Below are 17,053 nucleotides of genomic sequence, written 5' to 3' on the forward strand. Positions count from 1 at the left end.
ACACCGCACAGCGTGAGAGGTGGTCAACGGTGGCCGCGCGCAAGGAAATCGACGGATCGGCAAGCGTCCCAGAGTTCTACGGCAAGGAACTCCGCTTCAAACGGGAGCACGCGGGTCTCACCCTCGCCCAGCTGGTCAAGAGGAGTTACTACGGCGTCACCTACCTCAGTGAGATCGAACGTGGCCAGCGACGCATGCCCGAAAACCTGGCCCAGCACGTGGACAGGGTGCTGAAGACGGACGGCTTCTTCGAACGGCGCTGCGAAGACGTACGGAAGGCCCGCCTCAAGGGCCACGCGGAGTACTTCGAACGTGTACTGGACGCGGAAAAGCGCGCCGAGGTCATCGAGGAGTGGTCTCCGACCGGCGTGCCCGGCTTGCTCCAGACGGAGTCGTACACACGAGCCCTGATCCGCGCCGAGTGGCCGACGGAGCCCTCTGAAGAGACCGATGAAAAGGTCAACGCACGGTTGGAGCGAGCACAACTCTTCGACGCAAGCCGCCGGAGCCCGCAGTACTGGACCATCCTGCACGAGTCCCTGCTGCGTCTTCCGATCCTGCCGCCGGAGCTGATGGCCGAGCAGCTCGAACACATCGCCGCTCTCATCAAGCGCGGTCGGATCTTTACTCAAGTTCTGCCGTGGAGCGCGGGAGCACACCCCCTCATGCTGGGCAATGCCATGATCCTGGATTTCGCGGACGCACCGCCGCTGTTCTACACGGAGAGCCAGCACCACGGTCACACCGTCGACGATCCGGGCCTCGTGAAGCAATATCGGAGGTCGTACGATCGGCTGAGGGCCGCCGCCTTGCCGCCGGGGGCGTCCCTCGCCATGATCGAGCAAGCGGCAGAGGACTACCGAAATGGCGTGCAGCCGATTCGACTTGAGCGTCGCGACCTGGCGTAAGAGCAGCTACAGCAACCCCTCCGGAGGTAACTGCCTCGAAGTCGCCCAGGAGTACGCGCGCTGGCGCAAGAGCAGCCACAGCAACCCCTCGGGCGGCGACTGCCTCGAAGTCGCGGACGGCAACCCCGGCGTCGTCCCCGTCCGCGACTCCAAGCGCCCCGAGGGCCCGGTCCTCGTACTCCCCGCCTCCGCCTGGACCCCGTTCATCGAGTCCGTCAAGGCAGCCTGAGCCGCCGTCCGGGCCAGGAAGCCCCGGGGGCCGTCGAAATCGCTTTGACGGCCCCGGGGCGCGGTTCCGGGTGATCAGCCGGTACCGGGGGCGGCCGGTTGTTAATCTCTCCGCTCATGCGAGCCCTCTTCCCAGGATCCTTCGACCCGGTCACTCAAGGGCACCAGGACATACTCCGGCGCGCTGCCCTCCTGTTCGACGAGGTCGTCGTGTGCGTGATGTCCAACTCGAACAAAGCCGGCCGCCTCCCCATCACGGAACGGCTGGACCGGCTCCGCGCGGCAGCGACCGACTTGAACAACGTCACGGTCGACTCCCACACCGGCGGCCTGCTGGTCGACTACTGCCGCCGAGGCGGAATCGATGTCGTCATCCGGGGAGTCCGCGGCGTTCCCGACCTGGACTACGAAATGCCGATGGCCCGCATGAACCACGAACTGGCCGGAATTGAAACCTTCTTCATCGCTGCGGACCCCGCCCTGGCCCACATCTCCTCCACCCTCGTCACCACGATGAGCCGACAGGATCGCGTCCCCCAACGCTGACTTGAGCGAGCTTCACCACGTGCCGACGGCGACGCAGCCACCAGGCACGATCACAAGCCGGCCGTCACCAGAGACAAGCGTGCTGAGCACTTCAGCCAGCTACTCCGGGCATGGACGTCGGTGGCCCCGAGCAGAAGGCTGAGGGGCTTCATCGGTCGTTGGGTGTAGGTCCTGCGCCTCAGGTGCGCTGCGCGCCCGCTGGCTAGGGTCGGCCCTTATGGAGACCACGGGAATCGTTCGTCGCCAGACGGCCGCGCGTGTGCGCGACGCCTTGGAGCGGCTCGCTACCGAGCGGGATGTCTGGGTGTCGACGGCTCACCCTGATCACGGACCGCACCAGGTGCCGCTGTGGTTCTTGTGGGATGGGCGAGCGGTGTGGATGTGTACCGAGGCCACCTCCGTGACCGCGCGGAACGTCCGCCAGGAGCCGCGCGTGCGCCTGGCGCTGCCGGACACCTTCGACGTCGTGCTTCTCCAGGGTGAGGCGGAGTGCTTCTCGGACCAGGAGGTGCCCGGAGGCGCAGCGGAGGCGTTCGCCGAGAAGTTCGGGTGGGATCCGCGTGTGGAAGAGGGTTCCTTTCTGTATGTACGCGTCGTCCCGAGGACTGTGCGCGCTTGGCGGGGCGAGCCGGAACTACGCGGGAGAGTCATCATGCGCGACGGGATGTGGCTGGAATAACGGCCGCCCCTCGCCGCCGCACCTCTCTCGGAGCACGGTCTACATCTGGGGTACTAGAAACGCCGTGATCGCATATCTCACACGGGCGAGCCCCCGCGTACCGGGTTCTCAAGCCGCCCCGAGTGCCGCGGCCACGGCCTCTCGTACCGCTCCTTCGGTGGGGACGGGTTCGCCCGCGGCGGCGGCCATTTCCGCGAGGGAGGTCATGGCCACTTCGGGCAGCCCGCAGGCGGTGAACGCCGAGAACGCCGTCAGGTCCGGTGCGATGTTCAGGGCGAACCCGTGGCTTGTCACGCCGCTGCGAATCCTCATGCCGATCGACGCGACCTTCTTGTGCTCCGGCGTCCAGACCCCGACCAGGCTCTGGGCCTTGGGCGGGGTGTCACGACGCACGGCCCGCAGGCCCAGCGAGCCCAAGGCGCTGATCAGGCCCTCCTCCAGCCAGCGCACGATGTCCCCGGGGCCGCGCTCGCGGAGATTGACCACCAGGTAGCCGATCAGCTGCCCCGGTCCGTGGTAGGTCGCCTGACCGCCTCTGTCCACCTCGACCAGGGGAATCCCGGTCCGCGCGGGCAGTTCGTGGCGCGGCGTCCGGGCACTGTAGGTGATCACCGGTGGATGAGTGAGCAGTGCCAGCCGGTCCGCGATCAGCCCTTCTTGCCGTTGGCGGACCCAGGCGCCCATCTGCTCGACCGCTTCGAGGTAGGGAATCTCACCCAGATCAATCCGTTCCAGCCCGCGCTCGCCCACGCCCGCCCCTCCCCGCACCACGCCTGATCGGTGGACAGGCAGAGCGTACGCCGGTCGAAGACGCGGTCGGTCCAGGGCGGGCGTCACCCGACGCGACGCCACGGGCTGTCCCGCCGTACGGCCGGATCCGCGATGGCCTCGTCCCCCCTGGGCGAGGACCGCGACCCCATCGGTCCCGCAGCAGCCCTTGCCGCGGGTTCGCCCGCAACGGCCAGGGCGACGCCTGCCATGATCGTCGTCATGGGGACACACATCGCACCGGCCGAGGTGGCCGACTTCCACCAGGTCCTGACCGATCACCACCGCTACTGGGGCGAACGCGACCTCCGCTCGCTGCACCTCCTGGCCATGGTGCGGGAATTCGGCCCGACCTGCTTGGTCGCCCGGGCCGAGGACGGAATCCGCGGGTACGTCTTCGGGTTCGTGACCCCGGACGGCACGGGGTACGCGCATCTGATCGCCACGCGGGACGACGCCCGTGGCACCGGCCTCGGGCGTCGCCTGTACGCGGCGTTCGCCGAGGCGGCGGAACGTCAGGGCGCACGGCGGTTGAAGGCGATCACCTCGGTCGGGAACACCGGCTCGATCGCCTTCCATCGCAGCCTCGGCTTCGACGCGGAGATCGTCGACGACTACGACGGGCCCGGCCGGGCCATGGTCGTCTTCCGCCGGGATCTGCCGTTCGACGTCTCGTGGTCCTGATCTCACCCGGCCACCACCGGCACTCGCTCCCCTGGCCGTAGGGTCCGTCCCGGTTGCCCCGTCGGGCGACCTCGCGTCACGCACGCGTCGTTCTCGCGCACGACGGTTCAGGCCACGAGCGGACGGAGGCCGAGCTCTGCCGCGCCGATGGCGACGATGTGGTGCATCGGCGCGTTCCGGATCTGCTGCTTGCCCGACGGGGGCGCCCAGCGGGTCGACTTCACGGCCGGGTGCGTCGCTCGGCGGCGTCGAGCGCGGGGACGAGCGGGGCCAGCGCCGCGCGGAGCTGATCGGGCAACGAGCCGGAAGGCACGACCACCACTCCGACGCCGAGGCTCCCGGCGGCTCCTGCGGTCCCGGCCGACCCGGCAGCCCCTTCAGCCCTTGCGGTCCCTGTGGTCCCTGTAGTCCCGACCGGCCCGGTGAGGAAGGCCCTCGAATACTGGCTGGGCACACCGCTCATGGCGGGTTAACCTCGCTGATCATGACTGACTGGTACAAGGTTTACTCGGACGAATGCGCCCTGCCTCCGGGAAGCGACCTGGACGAACTCACCGCAGAATTGGCGGAATGCCTGCGCGATCCGGACCCGGAGGTGCGCGACGGATATCCGTACGGGGTATTGCGGGCCTGGATCGAACGCGACGTCATCGACGGCGACCGCCGGATACGACTGGGCGATGAAATGGCGGCCCGCTTCACCGATTCACAGATTCAGGCCCGTACATTCGCGCCGCTGGTCCTTGAAATGATCGTCAGCCGGGGGGACTTCCGCCGGGAATGGCTGGACGCGTTCGCCCGCTGGTACCTCGCCGAGAGCGACCTGCGCGGACACGATGAGCGCCTGGGATGGCTGCACGCCGTGGCGCACGGCGCCGACCTGCTCGGCGCCTTCGGCTGCCACCGCGATGTCGAGCCGGTCGAGATGCTGGACCTCGCGACCGCGCGGCTCGTCGCGCCCACCGATTACCTGTACGCCGAGCGGGAGGACGACCGGCTCGCCCATGCCATCGCGTCGACTCTCACCAACCCGAAGCTCACCGCCGGCCAATCCGTCGCCTGGCTCGACGAAATCGGCGCCGAATTGCGGGCCGTGGCCCGGGGCACCACTCCGACATACGTTTCCAACACACTGCGCACCCTGCGCATGCTCTACGTTCTCGCCGACCTCGGCGTCTCGCCGCGGCAGGGGCAGCCGCGTCGCCAGATTCCGCATCGCGACCTGGTCAAGCAGCGGATCGTCGAAGCGCTGACGAACGACGCGAAGTCCATCGGCTGACCATTCCACGGCGCCTGCCTGACGCGGATCACCCCGTCCACCGCCTGGCTGCGCGCAGAAGCATGAACACCCCGACGGCATCTCAGCCGGTCCGGCTTCGACGGCGGGCGGCCCCGACTCGCCGCCACGCCGATGCACCATGGCGGGAGAGTCCTCAGCCGGCAGAAAGGGCCATCATGGCTTCGCGACCGCAGCTTCCCGACGCGTACCGCACCGCCGTCGACCGCTTGGCGAGCCGGGATGCCGGCGCCCGCCACTCCGCGCTGCTCGAACTGGACGCGCTGGCCGGGGAGGGCTCCCCGTGGCGCCAGAGCGTGGTGGACGCGATCTGCGACTATCTGCGCGCGCCCGAGGCAGAGGGGTGTCCGGACCATGAGGTGCGGCGGGAAGCGCTCCGGATTCTGGCCTCCCAGCTGCGCGCGTCGCCGGAGGGCTCGGGAGAGCCCCCTGCCGACTGGACGCTTCCGGAGGGCTTGCGGGTGGATCTCTCCGGCGCCGAGCTCGGGGACGTCGACTTCAGCGGGTGCCGGTTCGGTGCGGCGTCCTTCGCGGAGACGTTGTTCAGCGGTCGGTGCGTCTTCGACGGTGCGCGGTTCACCGGGGAGGCGCAGTTCCAGTGCGCGCTCTTCGCGTCCGACGCCGGCTTCTCCGGAGCGCGGTTCGGCGGGTGGGCCGTCTTCGGGCGCACCCGATTCCGCGGCCGTGCGGATTTCGACGGGGCCCGCTTTCAGGAGATCGCCTGGTTCGGGCACGGCGAGGAATCGATCGACGAGGAGGACGAAGCGGCCTGGGAGGCCGTGGAGAAGAGGAGAGCGGTTCCCTGGGGAGAGCTGAACGAGGACGATCCGCTGTGGCCTCGCGACGTTCTCATGGGCGAATACCAGTCCTGGGAGGAGGGCGGTGATGGGGCACGCTTCAACGGCAGGGTGTCCTTTCGGGACGCCCGCTTCGAGGACGGCGCCTGGTTCTGGAAGGCGCGGTTCGGTGGCGAATCGCTGTTCCGGAGTGCGACGTTCTCCGGCCGAGTACATCTCGACCACCCCTCCGTCGACCTCACCGATGCCCGGGTGGCCGACGGCGACGGGGACGATGAGCAGCACTGGCCTTTCGCCTGGACGGTGATTTCCGGGCGCGGCGGCGAGGGCGAAGGAGAAGGCGGGGGTGGATATTCGGGACGCCTGGTACCCGATCACGTCGCCCACGCGTACTGCCGTCAGCTCGCCGATCCGGACCCCGCGGTGCGGCTCTCCGGCCTGCGCGCCCTCGAAGGGCTCGGCGACGCCGAACCCGGGCTCAGGCAACGCGTGGCCGACACCATGGGCGAGTATCTGCGGACGCCCCTGGCGTTCGACGTGACCGCCGGGCCGGCGGCCCTCACCGCCGACCAGGCCCAGGAGTTGCGCGTACGGCGTTCCGCACAACGAATACTCGCCGACCGCACGCGCCCCTCGGCGGGCGCGCACTGGGAAGGCATCTCCCTGAGGCTCTCCGGTGCGACGCTGATCGACTTCGACCTCAGTGAATGCAGCCTGGAATACGGGGACTTCTCCGGAGCCCAGTTCCACGGGACGACCACATTCGAAGAAGCGTCGTTCGCCATGGGCGCCGATTTCTGCATCCGAGGCGCCTACTCGGGGCGCGCCTCCTTCCACGGCGACGCCACCTTCACCGGGGCCCGGTTCGGCACTGACCGGTGGAGCATGCGGGACTCGATGGAACGGGGCCTGAAGGAGTGCGTATTCCACTCCCGGGTCACCGACCTCCCCTGAGCGACGTGTCGGGCGTCCGTGCCGCCCGCGGAGGCATCGAAATCCGGCGAACGGCCCGGACGCCGTCTCAGTGCGTCAGCTCGGTGACGAGGGCGACGACCATCCCGAGGCCCAGGACGACCAGGAAGCCGCCGGCGGCCCTCGTCAGCCACGGGAGGATCCGGGAGAGCTTCGCGAGTGCGCGCCGGGAGCCCAGTGCGACGGCGACGAAGAGATCCCAGGCGAGCACGATCGTGACCATCCACGCCCCGTAGAGCACCAGCGATGCCGGGCTCGCGTCGGTGAGGGCCGCGGCGAGGCTGACGTAGAACAGGGCGTTCTTCGGGTTGAGCAGGCCCGACGCGAGCCCGAGGCCCAGGTTCCTCGCCCAGGTGGTGCGTCCCGCTCGCGGCTGTCCGGCGAACTCGATGGCCGCGGCCTACGCGGCCCGACTGGTCGCCCCCGAGCGGATCGGGCGGGCGGTGGCGATCGTATGCGCGGGCCAGGCCGTCGCGCTGACGGCCTGCCCGCCGCTCAGTTCGAAGACAGGTCCTAGACCTTCGCGTCCCGCTGCCAGTCCTGGACGAGGAGTCCGAGCAGCACCTCGTCCAGGAACTCGCCCATCACCCAGGCCGAGGAGCGCAGCACGCCTTCGCGGACGAAGCCGTTGCGCTCGGCGGAACGCAGCATCGCGGCGTTGTCCGACAGCGTCTCGATCTGCAGCCGCCGCAGGCCGCGCACGACGAAACCGTAGTGGCAGAGGACCGCGACCACGTCGGTGCCGTAGCCCTTGCCGCGGGCGGACGGCAGCAGCCCCAGCCCGATGTGCGCGGACCGGTTGTGGTTGTCGATGCCCCACAGCGTCGCCGTGCCGATCAACGTGCCGCCGTCCAGCTCCACCACGGAGAACGGGACGTGCGCCTGCTCCTCGTCGTCCACCACGAGCCGCCGGTCCTTCGAGCCGGGCGTGATCGGCCGCCACGGCCGGCTCTCGGCCCGCGAGGCGTTGACCACGTCGTCGTAGAGCTCGGCCCGCAGGATCGGGATGTCGTCCTCGTGCCGGGCCCTGAGCCCGACCTTGCCGCCTTGAAGCATGCACGCTTCCTATCCGGCCGGACCGGCCGACGGCAAACGGATAAGCGGCGGGCCCGGTCGGCGGAAGGGCACGCCGCATCCGATGAGCAGCGCATCGGCGAGGACGTGAGCGGCGCATCGGTGAGGACGAGCCGAGGCCCGGGGGGCGCTGAGCGGCTCAGTCGTGGAGGGTGACGCCGGGCAGCGGGTGGCCTGCGGCGTCGAACAACGCGGTTCCGCACTCGCAGCGCTCGTCGGCCAGGGTCTGGGTGCCGGACAGCTCCCAGACCAGCATCTGCGAGCAGCTCGGGCAGTTCAGGCTGACCAGGGTCTCCTCGGGTTCCGAGCCCCAGGCCCGCACCGGGAGGCCCTCGTGCGTCAGCCCGGGCAGCTCACGCCCGCCGGTCAGCGCGACCAGTATCTCGTAGGCGTCGGTGCCGCTGTCCCACACCGCGAGCGTGCAGCCGAGATCTGCCAGCACCCCGGACAGGTGGTCGAGCTGGCGCACCGGGAAATCGCCGCGGCGCAGAGTCGGGTCGCCCTCGGCCGCCTTGTAGACGACATCGGTGTCGACTCCTGTCGGCTCCGCCCCGAAGGCCCGCACCCGACCGGCCACGAACGCCGCCAGCTGGCCCGGGTACTCCTCGCCCGTCCAGTCCAGACCGAACATCACGCTGTCGACGCGGACCCCCCGGGCTCGCTCGTCGGGGGTCAGGACCAGTTCTGCCAGCTCCACCATGACGATCACGCTATCAACTGCCGAGCGGCTGAGCCGGGGAGCCGGGCAGGGTTCCCGGCAGGTCGGCCGCGACCAGTTCGACAGCGCGCGCGGGGTTGCCGTCGGCGCGTGCGAGCAGTGCTTCCATGGCGTAGCCCGACGACCCGAAGGCGGCGTCGGCGCCGAGGGTGCCGAGCGGCAGCGCCGCCGCCCCGTCGGCGGCCGCCTGCCACAACAGCGGTACGCACTCGTGCCGGCCGTCCGGGTCGTCCGCGTCGATGGCGGCGCGCGATGCCGCCAGTGCCCGCGTGACCGGTCCACCACGGTGTCCGTTTCCATGCGGGCATTCTGCTGCGCGGACAGCGGCTGCTGCTGATCCTGGACGGCCTGGACGAGATGCCCGAGGCGTCGCGCCGCAGCGCCGTGCGCGTGATCGCCTCTGTCGGTCCCGGGCGGCGCCGCCTTTCCCCCAGGGGGCGGCCCAGGGGCGCGGTCAGGGGGATCACTGATGAGCAACGACCTCTGGGCGCAGCAGGGTTGACGTCGTCAGCAAGTCCCGTCGGAGCCTGGCAGCTCCCGTCGAGTCCCGTCAGGTCCCACCAGGCCCGTTCCGGAGGAACTCCAGTGCGTACCCGCCTCGCCGCCACCGCCACCGCCCTCGCCCTGGCCACCGCTCTCACCGTCGGTGCGGCTCTGCCCACGGCCGCCGCCACCGCGCCCGCTTCCGGCACCCCGGCGTCCGCGGCCCCGGGCGTCCAGGACATCCTCGACCGCCTTCCCGACGACGCCGTCGCGGGCGCGCTGATCAGACGGGACGGCGTGGGGGCCGCCGCCGGGCCGGTCACCGCCGACGCGCGGTTCCGGATCGGCAGCGTCACCAAACTCTTCACCAACACGGTGGTTCTCCAACTCGTCGCCGAGCACCGGATCGGCCTGGACACACCTGCGCGGCGGTACGTCCCCGACGTGCTGCCCGAGGCGTACGGCGGCGTCACCGTGCGACAGCTCCTCGACCACACGAGCGGTCTTCCCAAGCCCGCACCGACCCCCGGACCGGCCGACGGGCCCGGATGGCAGCTCACGTCCGTGGCGCCCGAGGACCTTCTGCGCGACTCGTTCGCCGCGGCCACCGGCGTGCCGTCCCCCACCCCCGCCGACCAGCAGTACAACGGGCTCAACTCCCTGGTCCTCGGCCTGATCGTCGAGAAGGTCGCCCATCGCTCCTTCGCCGACGAACTGCGGCGCCGCATCATCGTGCCACTGGGCCTGCGCCACACCAGCCTGCCCGCCGCCGAAGACCCGACGATCCCCTCGCCCCACGCACGGGTCTACGTCGACGGGCAGGACGTGACCGAGCAGAGCCCGTACCCGTGGACCGAGGGAGGCATGATCTCCACCGCCGCCGACCTGGACCGCTTCGTCAGCGCGCTGTTCCGGGGCCGCCTGCTGCCGCCCGCCCAGCAGAAGCTGGTCTTCGAAGTCCCCAACGTGTCGAACGGCCCCGACAACACGAACTGCGGTGGCCCGGACGCGTGTTACAGCATCGGCGGTCTCCTGCGCCACCAGCTCCCGAACGGCGAGTACGCCTGGGGCAAGACCGGTTCCCGCCCCGGCTGGGACAACGGGGTCTTCGCCACCCGCGACCTCCGGCACCGCATGGTGTACTCCCTGAATCCGACGGGCGTCGGCGACGTGCTCCCGTACGTCAAGGCGCTCGTCAACGCCGGGCTCGCCGACTGACAGCCGCCCCGTTCACACGGGCGGGCAGCACACGGCGGCCGGAGACCCGCGCCTCCGGGCGCGGCGTACTGCCCGGACGGCCCGGCCTCCGGCCGACGCGCGTCGCGGCGCCGGGCCGTACGACGGAGGCGGATCAGGCCGTGATGGCGAGTTCGACGAGGTGCCGGGCCGTGCCGACGGGGTCGACGATCTGGTGGAGGTGCGCGCCGGGCAGCTGGGCCACCCGCCAGCCGCGTTCGCGTGCCTCGGCGGCGAGGTCGTCGTACGGAGGACCGAACAGCAGGTAGGAGCAGGGGTGGTCGTCCCAGCCGTCGGGGACCGGGATGTGCTGTTCGTAGTAGGACAGCGGCAGCGTGGGCTGTTCCTCGACGACGGTCCGCCGCGTCTCCGGATCGGAGAACATGGGGGCGACGTCTTCCTCGTCCCACCAGTCGGTCCAGCGCGGCAACCTGCCGTTCACCGCCATGGGGCGGAGGAATTCGAGCAACTCGGCGGTGGCGACGGGGGTCGGCCCGACCCGGGCGGGCAGTGCGGCGTCGACGAAGACCGAGCCGGTCACCGGGTGGTCGAGGCCCGAGCGGATCGTGGGGAGGAACAGGCCCGCGTTGCTGTGTGCCACCAACGTGACGGGCCGGTCGGCCGGGACGTGCCGGAGGTCGTCGCGGACGGCCTCGGCGACGCGGGGCCAGAAGGGCGGATCGCCTGCGGCCACGTGCAGCAGGGACGGCACGCGGACCTGGTGTCCCGCCGCCGCCAGGTGTGCCGCGACAGGTTGCCAGGTGGCGGGGCCCACGGACGGGCTGTGCACGAGTACGAAGATCGGCTGCATGGGACGATCCTGTCGCCCGCGCCGTCGGAACCACGATGGTTCGGCCGACAGCGGAACGGCGCCCCGCAAGGGCGTACGCGGGCCGGCCCACGCCACTACGGTTGCGGCCATGAACAGCAACGGATTCTGGACCTCCCCGCCCGACCGGACGGTCCGCGGCTCCATGGGGCACTGCGATCTCACCGTCCTGCCGCCCCCGTTCGACGTGGACGTCCGCGACCTGGCCGCCAACGACCCCGCACAAGCCGCCGAGTTCGCCGCCTCCTTCGGCACGGTCGACGCGGTCGTCGAAGACCTCGGCCCCCGGTCGGTCCTCGACGTTCCCTACCCCGGTCAGCGGACCGATCTGGACGTCGTCCGGGCCGGCGCGTGGGGCCGCGTCCGGGGGATCTGCGATCCGGCGCTCGCCGACAACGGCGACGACACACCGCTGCTGTACGAGGCCCGGTCCCTGCGGGAGCGGTTCCCCGACGCCCGTATCGTCGGCCGCGTCCACTTCCACGCGGGCGCCGACCACACCGAGGACCTCGTGTGGCTGCCGGACGGGGCCATGTTCCACGCCTCCGGATGGCCCGGCGACGAGCCGTTCGTCGTCGGAGGCGACCCCGATGCCGTGATCGCCTCGCTGGGACTGAGCGCCGGGACGCTGGAGGACGCCGGCCTCGATCTGGACGAGGACGAGCCCGCCGAGACCGAGTGGTCCGCGCTCGCCACCCTCGCCCTGGGCCGGGCCGACCCCTGGAACCGCCCCGGCGTACAGACCACGGCGTTCCGCGTGCTGCACACCGAGCCCGCCGTCCGGGCGATGGAACGCCTCTACTTCATCTGAGGAACGCTCCTGCCGCTTCATCCGAGGAACACCCCCCTGCCCCGTCCGACCGCACCCACCCCGTCCGACCGCGCCCGCCCCGTCGGCCGACCCGCGACGGCCCCGCACCTGGTCACACCAACTCCCCATTTTCTGATGGTCGTTGACACAACGTGGACAACGCCGCAATACGGTTGCCGCAGCCTCGGATGCCCCTAGTGTGGGAGGGCGGCGCGTACACGTCACGGGGGCCTCACGCGCCGCCGTACCTCCCCCGGCCCCCAACCGAGGGGAAGAACAAGCACCTTGAACCGAAAGTTACGCGTACCCACACGGTGGCGGCTGACCGTGCGCTGGGCGGCGGCGGGCGCACTGGCCGCCGCCGTCTCGCTGACCGGCCTGCCGGCCGTCGAGACCGCCCACGCGGCGGGCCCGCCCGTACTGGCGAAGCCCAAGCCCGGCACCGGCAAGCGCTGCGACACCCGCAACGGCCTCCCGGCCGCCAGGACCACCCCGCCGGACTCCGGGTTTCCCGACGACCCGTCCGGCCTGCTCCACAAGTCCGACGAACTCCCGAAGAACTACGAATTCGACCTCCCGGGCAAGGCGTACGACGGGTTGCAGGCCCCCACGGCGGCCGAGAAGCAGAAGGCCCTGTCCAAGGTGCCCGGCGACCCGAAGAAGAACGTCGAGGCCTGGACCAAGCAGGCCGACACCTCCGGCAAGCCCGCCGACCGGGCCATGGAGATCTACGCCCGCTACCTCGCCAACAACGAGGGCCTGACGTTCGACCACTGGTTCGACAAGCGCTACATCCGCAACCAGACCAACAACCACAAGGGCTCCGGCTTCGAGCGCCAACTCGTCAGGGACTACAAGCTCGTCGGGCCGGACTGGCTGTGCGAGTACTACGTCGAACTCTTCGACGAGGACGGCAACAAGGTCGGCGAGCGCCGCTACGACGCCTACAACAAGCGCACCAAGGAGTTCCACGAGTTCAAGTCGAACTCGCGCCTGGACCCCAAGCAGCTCGCCAAGGACCGTGTCGTCGCCCGGTCGATGCCGGACCACACCTTCCGCTTCACCGGCGCGAAGAAGTTCACCCGCGGACAGCAGCGGCACATCACCGACCTCAACCGCGACATCGTCGAGGAACGCCCCGGCAAGACCAACCAGGTCCGGGGCAACCAGCGCCTCTACAACCCCGTCGGCAAGACCACCCCGATCCCCGGCTACAGCAGGCGCGACACCTGGTTCGCCCCCGGCTGCCAGACCGGCGGCACCGCGCGCACCCGCCTCGCCGCCGCGGCGGCCTCGCCGTGCGGCACGCGCGGCCCGCTGAACGACCGGGTCAACGGCTCCGGCCGCACCCCGGAGGAGGCCAAGCGCTTCCAGGCCGACGCCCGACGCCTCGACACCCGGGGCACCCTGCCCCGCGGCGGCCCCGGCGGCGTGGACTTCACCACCCTGGAGCTGCGTTACGTCGGCGGCCTCGGCAAGGGCAAGGGCATGCAGTACTCCATGAAGGCCGACATGATGCCGGACCCGGACGAGAACCCGGGCTACGGCGGCCGGGCCACGATGCAGCTGGCCTCGGACTCCCTGTTCACCTGGCTGGCGCTGACGCCGGAGAAGTTCTGGGTCAACCTCAACCCGGACCAGCCCGACAAGATCATGGACTCGAAGTTCGCGTCCACCGACGCCGGCCGGGTGCTTCTTGAGGCGGACCTGGCCATGAAGTTCGACTTCGCCGAGGCCGTCAACCCCGAGAAGCACGCGGGCGCACGCCGCTTCTGGGGCACCCAGCCCCGCGAGGACGGCATCCCGTGCTTTCCCGAGGTCCGGCTGTGGATCGAGCCGGAGGTGGCCCAGGTCCGCGAACAGGACGGCGGGATCTACATCCTGGACGCCCCGCTGAAGGTGTCCACCGAGTGGATGGACATGGACTGGTCCGCCCCCGGCGCCCACGACTGCACCTTCACCGACGCCCAGAAGCGCTTCAGCGAGACCAACCTGCGGACGAACGTGATGCCCGAGGTGTCCAAGCGGGTCAACACCGACCCGAAGTACGCGGACCTGCGCCGCGTCTACACCTCCCGCGTCGCGGCCGAGTACATCCGCCGGCAGGACGCCGAGTCCCCCACGGACTTCCGTCCGTTCATCGACTCCGACGACGTCTCCGCCTGGCCGCTGCGCGCACCGAACGAGAAGTGGACCAAGCAGGACACCTACGACCGGTACATGAAGTCCCTCCGCGAGGGCGTCGAGTGGTTCAAGCTGGAGTACGGCGGCAAGACCTTCACCCAGGGGGTCGGCGGCGTCGACTTCTCCAAGTCACCGAAGCAGAACATCACGAAGGTCCGCTTCGAGACGGAGAACCGGGACCTGGACCACACCACCCGTAACTCCCTCCAGTCCGACGACGCCTCCTACCGGGACACCGACACCCTCTACCTGGGCGGCGACACCCGGGCCGGGGACGACGACGGCACGCCCAGCCCGACGCCCACGCCGACCCCGACGCCCACTCCGACGCACAAGCCCACCGACCGGCCGAGCGCCCCGGCCCCGACGGCCCCGCCCGCCGGCGGCGACGCCGGCGGCCAGGACTCGCCGAAGGATCCGGGCGGAAACCTCGCCCACACCGGCTCCGACACCCCCGTCGGCCTGATCGCCGGAATCGCCGCGGCCCTGGCCGCGCTCGGCGGCGCGCTCGTGTGGTGGAAGCGACGCCGGACGACCGAACAGCGGTAGCCGGACGCGCTTCGGCCGACAGCGGGCTCCGGCCCCGCACCCTGCCCACCGGGCGGGGCTGCGGGGCCGGAGCCCCTTCTTCGCTCCGGCTCCGCCGACGTCGTTCCCGCGTCCCGCTTGAAGGCCCGGAATTGAACGTGTTCAATAATGACGGGGCGCACCGGTCCCCTCCTCCACAGGGGCACGGCGCCGCCGCCCGCCCGAGCCCGGAGCCGGGCAACGCCCCCTGCCAGGAAGGCGGATGTCCCCATGACGCCGACGGATGCTCCACACCGCAGGATCAGACACCTCGTTCCGGCCGCCTGGTACGTCGGCCTCGTCTCCGCGTGCTCCATCGCGTACGACGCCATGGGCTGGCCGGACATCCTGGCGTACGTCCTGCTGCTGACGACCTTCCCGGGGGCGCAGCTGGCCTTCCTGCTCCTGCTGCTCCTGTCGCTCGCGTTCCCCGACGAATCGGTGGACACCGCGGCCGCGGACGCCGCTCCGGGCCCGTTCGACTCACTGCCGCTGTACGCGGCGGGAGCGGTCGCGAACGTCCTTCTCGTATGGGGCTTCACCGCTTTCGTACGGCTCCTGGCACGCGAGGCACGCCGCTCCCGCGCCCAGTGACCAGGACCGGGGGCGGGGGCGGGGGCGGGGGCGGGGGCGGGGGCGGGGGCGGGGGCGGGAGAGCGTCCGCCCCGACGGCGTCGCGGATCACCACGCGAAGGGTCCGGGGCGCACGCCGCGCCCCATGGCACATCACGCGGGCGGGAGGCGTCGCTCTCCCCGTCGCAGTTCGCCCGCGTCTTCCGCGCCGACACGGGCGCCTCGCCCATGGCCTACCTCCAGCGGATCCGAGCGGAGCGACTGGCGTACCTGCTGCGCACCACCGACACCAGCGTCACGGCCGCCGCCCACGCCGTCGGCTGGCACGACCCCGGCTACGCCGCCCGCCGCTTCCGCGCCCACTGGAACACCACGCCTCGCGCGTACCGCGGCCGCATCCGGTGAACGGGACGGCGGCGGAGCCGTACGCCGAACAGCGACCCGGCACACCCGACCCGGCACACGCGCGCTTCGGCGGCCTGTTTTACTGGGCGATTCCGGTCCGTTCCGAGCGTCCGGCCCGACGGGCCCGGACCGTTCCGAGCCTCCGGCCCGGACGGATCCGACCGTTTCGAATTTCCGAACCCGTCCGCCGACCGGCTCGTCCGCCCGGCCGGTGGCCGTCTCCCGGCAGGAGCGAAGAAGTGCAGCAGCTCGCGTACGACGACATCAAGGCCGCCACCGACCGGATCACCGGGCACGTCCGCCCGGTCGCCGTCGCCCCCGTGGACCCGGGCGCGGTCCGTACGGCGTACCCCGACTCCCCCGACGGCCGGTCCAAAACGCCCGGCGAGGTCTGGTTCGCGCTGGAGTTCCTGCAGCACACCGGCTCCTTCAAGGCGCGCGGCGCGCAGAACTTCATCCAGGCCCACCGCGAGGCCGGCACCCTGCCCGACGCGGGGGTCACCATCGCCTCCGGCGGCAACGCCGGGCTGGCCTGCGCATGGGCCGCGCGGCAACAGGGCGTGCGGGCCACGGTGTTCCTGCCGACCGTCGCCCCGGCGGTGAAGGTCGCCAAGCTCCGCGAACTCGGCGCGGACGTACGGATCGTGGGCGCGGAGTACGCCGAAGCGCTGGAGGCGTGCGCGGAGTTCGCCGTCACGACCGGCGCGCTCGCCTCGCACGCGTACGACCACCCGCTGATCGCCGCGGGGGCCGGGACCCTGCTGGAGGAGATCCACGCCCGCGTCCCGGGACTGGACACGGTGGTGGTCTCGGTCGGCGGCGGCGGGCTGTTCGCGGGGGTCGCCACCGCCGCCCGGCACCACGGCATCCGCACGGTCGCCGTCGAACCGGAGAACTGCCGGGCGCTGACCGCCGCCGTCGAGGCCGGCCGGCCGGTCGACGTCCCCGTCGACTCGGTCGCCATCGACTCCCTCGGCGCCCGCCGCGCCACCGCGCTCGCCCTGCACGCCGCCCGCCGGGAGGACGTGCGCTGCGTGCTCGTGCCGGACGACGAGATCGTCCGCGCCCGCCAGACGCTCTGGGACCGCCACCGCGTCGCGGTCGAGCACGCCGCCTCCACCGCCCTGGCCGCGCTCACCGCCCCGGCCCCGTACGGCTACCGGCCGGGCGAGGGCGAGAAGATCGCCGTCGTACTGTGCGGAGCGAACACCGACCCGGGCGATCTGACGCGTCCGGCGGCGGCCGGGAACTGACCCCGGCCGCGTCCGGCCCGCCTTGCCGCCTCCGGCCCCCG

The 17,053-nt window shown here is 71.2% G+C and carries 18 protein-coding genes and 1 pseudogene; 13 read left to right on the forward strand and 6 right to left on the reverse strand.

Annotated features, from left to right (window positions below):
• Positions 1-29: 29 nt before the first annotated feature.
• The 4 genes from WA762_RS23315 (at position 30) to WA762_RS23330 (ending at position 2,361) form a co-directional block, all read left to right on the forward strand.
• A complete protein-coding gene (locus WA762_RS23315; protein WP_335938061.1) occupies positions 30-908 on the forward strand; it encodes a helix-turn-helix domain-containing protein in 879 nt (292 codons plus the stop codon).
• Positions 865-1,137 carry a DUF397 domain-containing protein gene (locus tag WA762_RS23320; protein ID WP_335938062.1) on the forward strand — a complete coding sequence of 91 codons (273 nt, stop codon included), beginning with the start codon at positions 865-867 and terminating at the stop codon, positions 1,135-1,137. The genes WA762_RS23315 and WA762_RS23320 overlap by 44 nt, the downstream gene beginning before the upstream one ends.
• 116 nt (positions 1,138-1,253) lie before the next feature.
• A complete protein-coding gene (gene coaD / locus WA762_RS23325; protein ID WP_335938063.1) occupies positions 1,254-1,682 on the forward strand; it encodes a pantetheine-phosphate adenylyltransferase in 429 nt (142 codons plus the stop codon).
• Between the two features lie 217 nt (positions 1,683-1,899).
• Complete coding sequence (locus tag WA762_RS23330) at positions 1,900-2,361, forward strand: pyridoxamine 5'-phosphate oxidase family protein (RefSeq protein WP_335938064.1); 462 nt, start codon at positions 1,900-1,902, stop codon at positions 2,359-2,361.
• A 108-nt stretch (positions 2,362-2,469) separates the two neighbouring features.
• Here WA762_RS23330 and lipB read toward each other — a convergent pair whose 3' ends face one another.
• The gene (lipB, locus tag WA762_RS23335) at positions 2,470-3,111 is read right to left on the reverse strand and encodes a lipoyl(octanoyl) transferase LipB (protein ID WP_335938066.1); all 642 of its coding nucleotides are present in this window, start codon (positions 3,109-3,111) and stop codon (positions 2,470-2,472) included.
• 228 nt (positions 3,112-3,339) lie between these two features.
• Here lipB and WA762_RS23340 point away from each other — a divergent pair, with 228 nt between their 5' ends.
• The 3 genes from WA762_RS23340 (at position 3,340) to WA762_RS23350 (ending at position 6,861) form a co-directional block, all read left to right on the forward strand.
• Positions 3,340-3,813, forward strand: coding sequence for a GNAT family N-acetyltransferase (locus tag WA762_RS23340; protein WP_335938150.1), 474 nt, complete (start codon positions 3,340-3,342; stop codon positions 3,811-3,813).
• A 484-nt stretch (positions 3,814-4,297) separates the two neighbouring features.
• Entirely contained in the window at positions 4,298-5,092 is a 795-nt protein-coding gene (locus WA762_RS23345; RefSeq protein WP_335938068.1) for a DUF2785 domain-containing protein, read from the forward strand.
• A 176-nt stretch (positions 5,093-5,268) separates the two neighbouring features.
• The gene (locus WA762_RS23350) at positions 5,269-6,861 is read left to right on the forward strand and encodes a pentapeptide repeat-containing protein (protein ID WP_335938070.1); all 1,593 of its coding nucleotides are present in this window, start codon (positions 5,269-5,271) and stop codon (positions 6,859-6,861) included.
• Between the two features lie 67 nt (positions 6,862-6,928).
• Here the strand turns inward: WA762_RS23350 and WA762_RS23355 are convergent, their stop codons facing one another.
• The 4 genes from WA762_RS23355 to WA762_RS23370 form a co-directional block, all read right to left on the reverse strand.
• On the reverse strand, positions 6,929-7,270 hold the full coding sequence (locus WA762_RS23355; protein WP_335938151.1) for a LysE family transporter: 342 nt from the start codon (positions 7,268-7,270) through the stop codon (positions 6,929-6,931).
• 122 nt (positions 7,271-7,392) lie between these two features.
• Positions 7,393-7,935: a GNAT family N-acetyltransferase gene (locus WA762_RS23360; protein WP_335938071.1), complete on the reverse strand. Its 543-nt coding sequence runs from the start codon at positions 7,933-7,935 to the stop codon at positions 7,393-7,395.
• Positions 7,936-8,092: 157 nt separating this feature from the next.
• Entirely contained in the window at positions 8,093-8,653 is a 561-nt protein-coding gene (locus WA762_RS23365) for a hypothetical protein (protein ID WP_335938072.1), read from the reverse strand.
• Positions 8,654-8,666: 13 nt separating this feature from the next.
• A complete protein-coding gene (locus tag WA762_RS23370) occupies positions 8,667-8,867 on the reverse strand; it encodes a hypothetical protein (RefSeq protein WP_335938074.1) in 201 nt (66 codons plus the stop codon).
• Between the two features lie 389 nt (positions 8,868-9,256).
• Between WA762_RS23370 and WA762_RS23375 the strand changes: the two genes are divergently transcribed.
• Positions 9,257-10,372: a serine hydrolase domain-containing protein gene (locus tag WA762_RS23375; RefSeq protein WP_335938075.1), complete on the forward strand. Its 1,116-nt coding sequence runs from the start codon at positions 9,257-9,259 to the stop codon at positions 10,370-10,372.
• Positions 10,373-10,505: 133 nt separating this feature from the next.
• Here WA762_RS23375 and WA762_RS23380 read toward each other — a convergent pair whose 3' ends face one another.
• Positions 10,506-11,201 (reverse strand): alpha/beta fold hydrolase, encoded by a 696-nt coding sequence (locus tag WA762_RS23380; RefSeq protein WP_335938077.1) that lies wholly within the window; start codon positions 11,199-11,201, stop codon positions 10,506-10,508.
• A 109-nt stretch (positions 11,202-11,310) separates the two neighbouring features.
• Between WA762_RS23380 and WA762_RS23385 the strand changes: the two genes are divergently transcribed.
• The 5 genes and pseudogenes from WA762_RS23385 to WA762_RS23405 all read left to right on the forward strand — a co-directional run bounded on the left by WA762_RS23385 (position 11,311) and on the right by WA762_RS23405 (position 17,012).
• Positions 11,311-12,030 carry a DUF6333 family protein gene (locus tag WA762_RS23385; protein WP_335938079.1) on the forward strand — a complete coding sequence of 240 codons (720 nt, stop codon included), beginning with the start codon at positions 11,311-11,313 and terminating at the stop codon, positions 12,028-12,030.
• A 285-nt stretch (positions 12,031-12,315) separates the two neighbouring features.
• Positions 12,316-14,763, forward strand: coding sequence for an LPXTG cell wall anchor domain-containing protein (locus WA762_RS23390; protein WP_335938081.1), 2,448 nt, complete (start codon positions 12,316-12,318; stop codon positions 14,761-14,763).
• A 249-nt stretch (positions 14,764-15,012) separates the two neighbouring features.
• Entirely contained in the window at positions 15,013-15,375 is a 363-nt protein-coding gene (locus WA762_RS23395; protein ID WP_335938083.1) for a hypothetical protein, read from the forward strand.
• A gap of 153 nt (positions 15,376-15,528) precedes the next feature.
• Positions 15,529-15,759 (forward strand): annotated as a pseudogene (locus WA762_RS23400) (helix-turn-helix transcriptional regulator); the annotation flags it as partial.
• 239 nt (positions 15,760-15,998) lie between these two features.
• On the forward strand, positions 15,999-17,012 hold the full coding sequence (locus WA762_RS23405; RefSeq protein WP_335938086.1) for a threonine/serine dehydratase: 1,014 nt from the start codon (positions 15,999-16,001) through the stop codon (positions 17,010-17,012).
• Positions 17,013-17,053 lie beyond the last annotated feature (41 nt).

The sequence above is a fragment of the Streptomyces tyrfis genome, from assembly GCF_037034285.1.
Taxonomy (GTDB): Bacteria; Actinomycetota; Actinomycetes; order Streptomycetales; family Streptomycetaceae; genus Streptomyces.

Coding starts and splice junctions, on each gene's coding strand:
- WA762_RS23320 (WP_335938062.1), top strand. CDS start 865: ATGGCGTGCAGCCGATTCGACTTGAGCGTCGCGACCTGGCGTAAGAGC.
- coaD (WP_335938063.1), top strand. CDS start 1,254: ATGCGAGCCCTCTTCCCAGGATCCTTCGACCCGGTCACTCAAGGGCAC.
- WA762_RS23330 (WP_335938064.1), top strand. CDS start 1,900: ATGGAGACCACGGGAATCGTTCGTCGCCAGACGGCCGCGCGTGTGCGC.
- WA762_RS23340 (WP_335938150.1), top strand. CDS start 3,340: ATGATCGTCGTCATGGGGACACACATCGCACCGGCCGAGGTGGCCGAC.
- WA762_RS23345 (WP_335938068.1), top strand. CDS start 4,298: ATGACTGACTGGTACAAGGTTTACTCGGACGAATGCGCCCTGCCTCCG.
- WA762_RS23350 (WP_335938070.1), top strand. CDS start 5,269: ATGGCTTCGCGACCGCAGCTTCCCGACGCGTACCGCACCGCCGTCGAC.
- WA762_RS23360 (WP_335938071.1), bottom strand. CDS start 7,935: ATGCTTCAAGGCGGCAAGGTCGGGCTCAGGGCCCGGCACGAGGACGAC.
- WA762_RS23365 (WP_335938072.1), bottom strand. CDS start 8,653: ATGGTGGAGCTGGCAGAACTGGTCCTGACCCCCGACGAGCGAGCCCGG.
- WA762_RS23380 (WP_335938077.1), bottom strand. CDS start 11,201: ATGCAGCCGATCTTCGTACTCGTGCACAGCCCGTCCGTGGGCCCCGCC.
- WA762_RS23385 (WP_335938079.1), top strand. CDS start 11,311: ATGAACAGCAACGGATTCTGGACCTCCCCGCCCGACCGGACGGTCCGC.
- WA762_RS23395 (WP_335938083.1), top strand. CDS start 15,013: ATGACGCCGACGGATGCTCCACACCGCAGGATCAGACACCTCGTTCCG.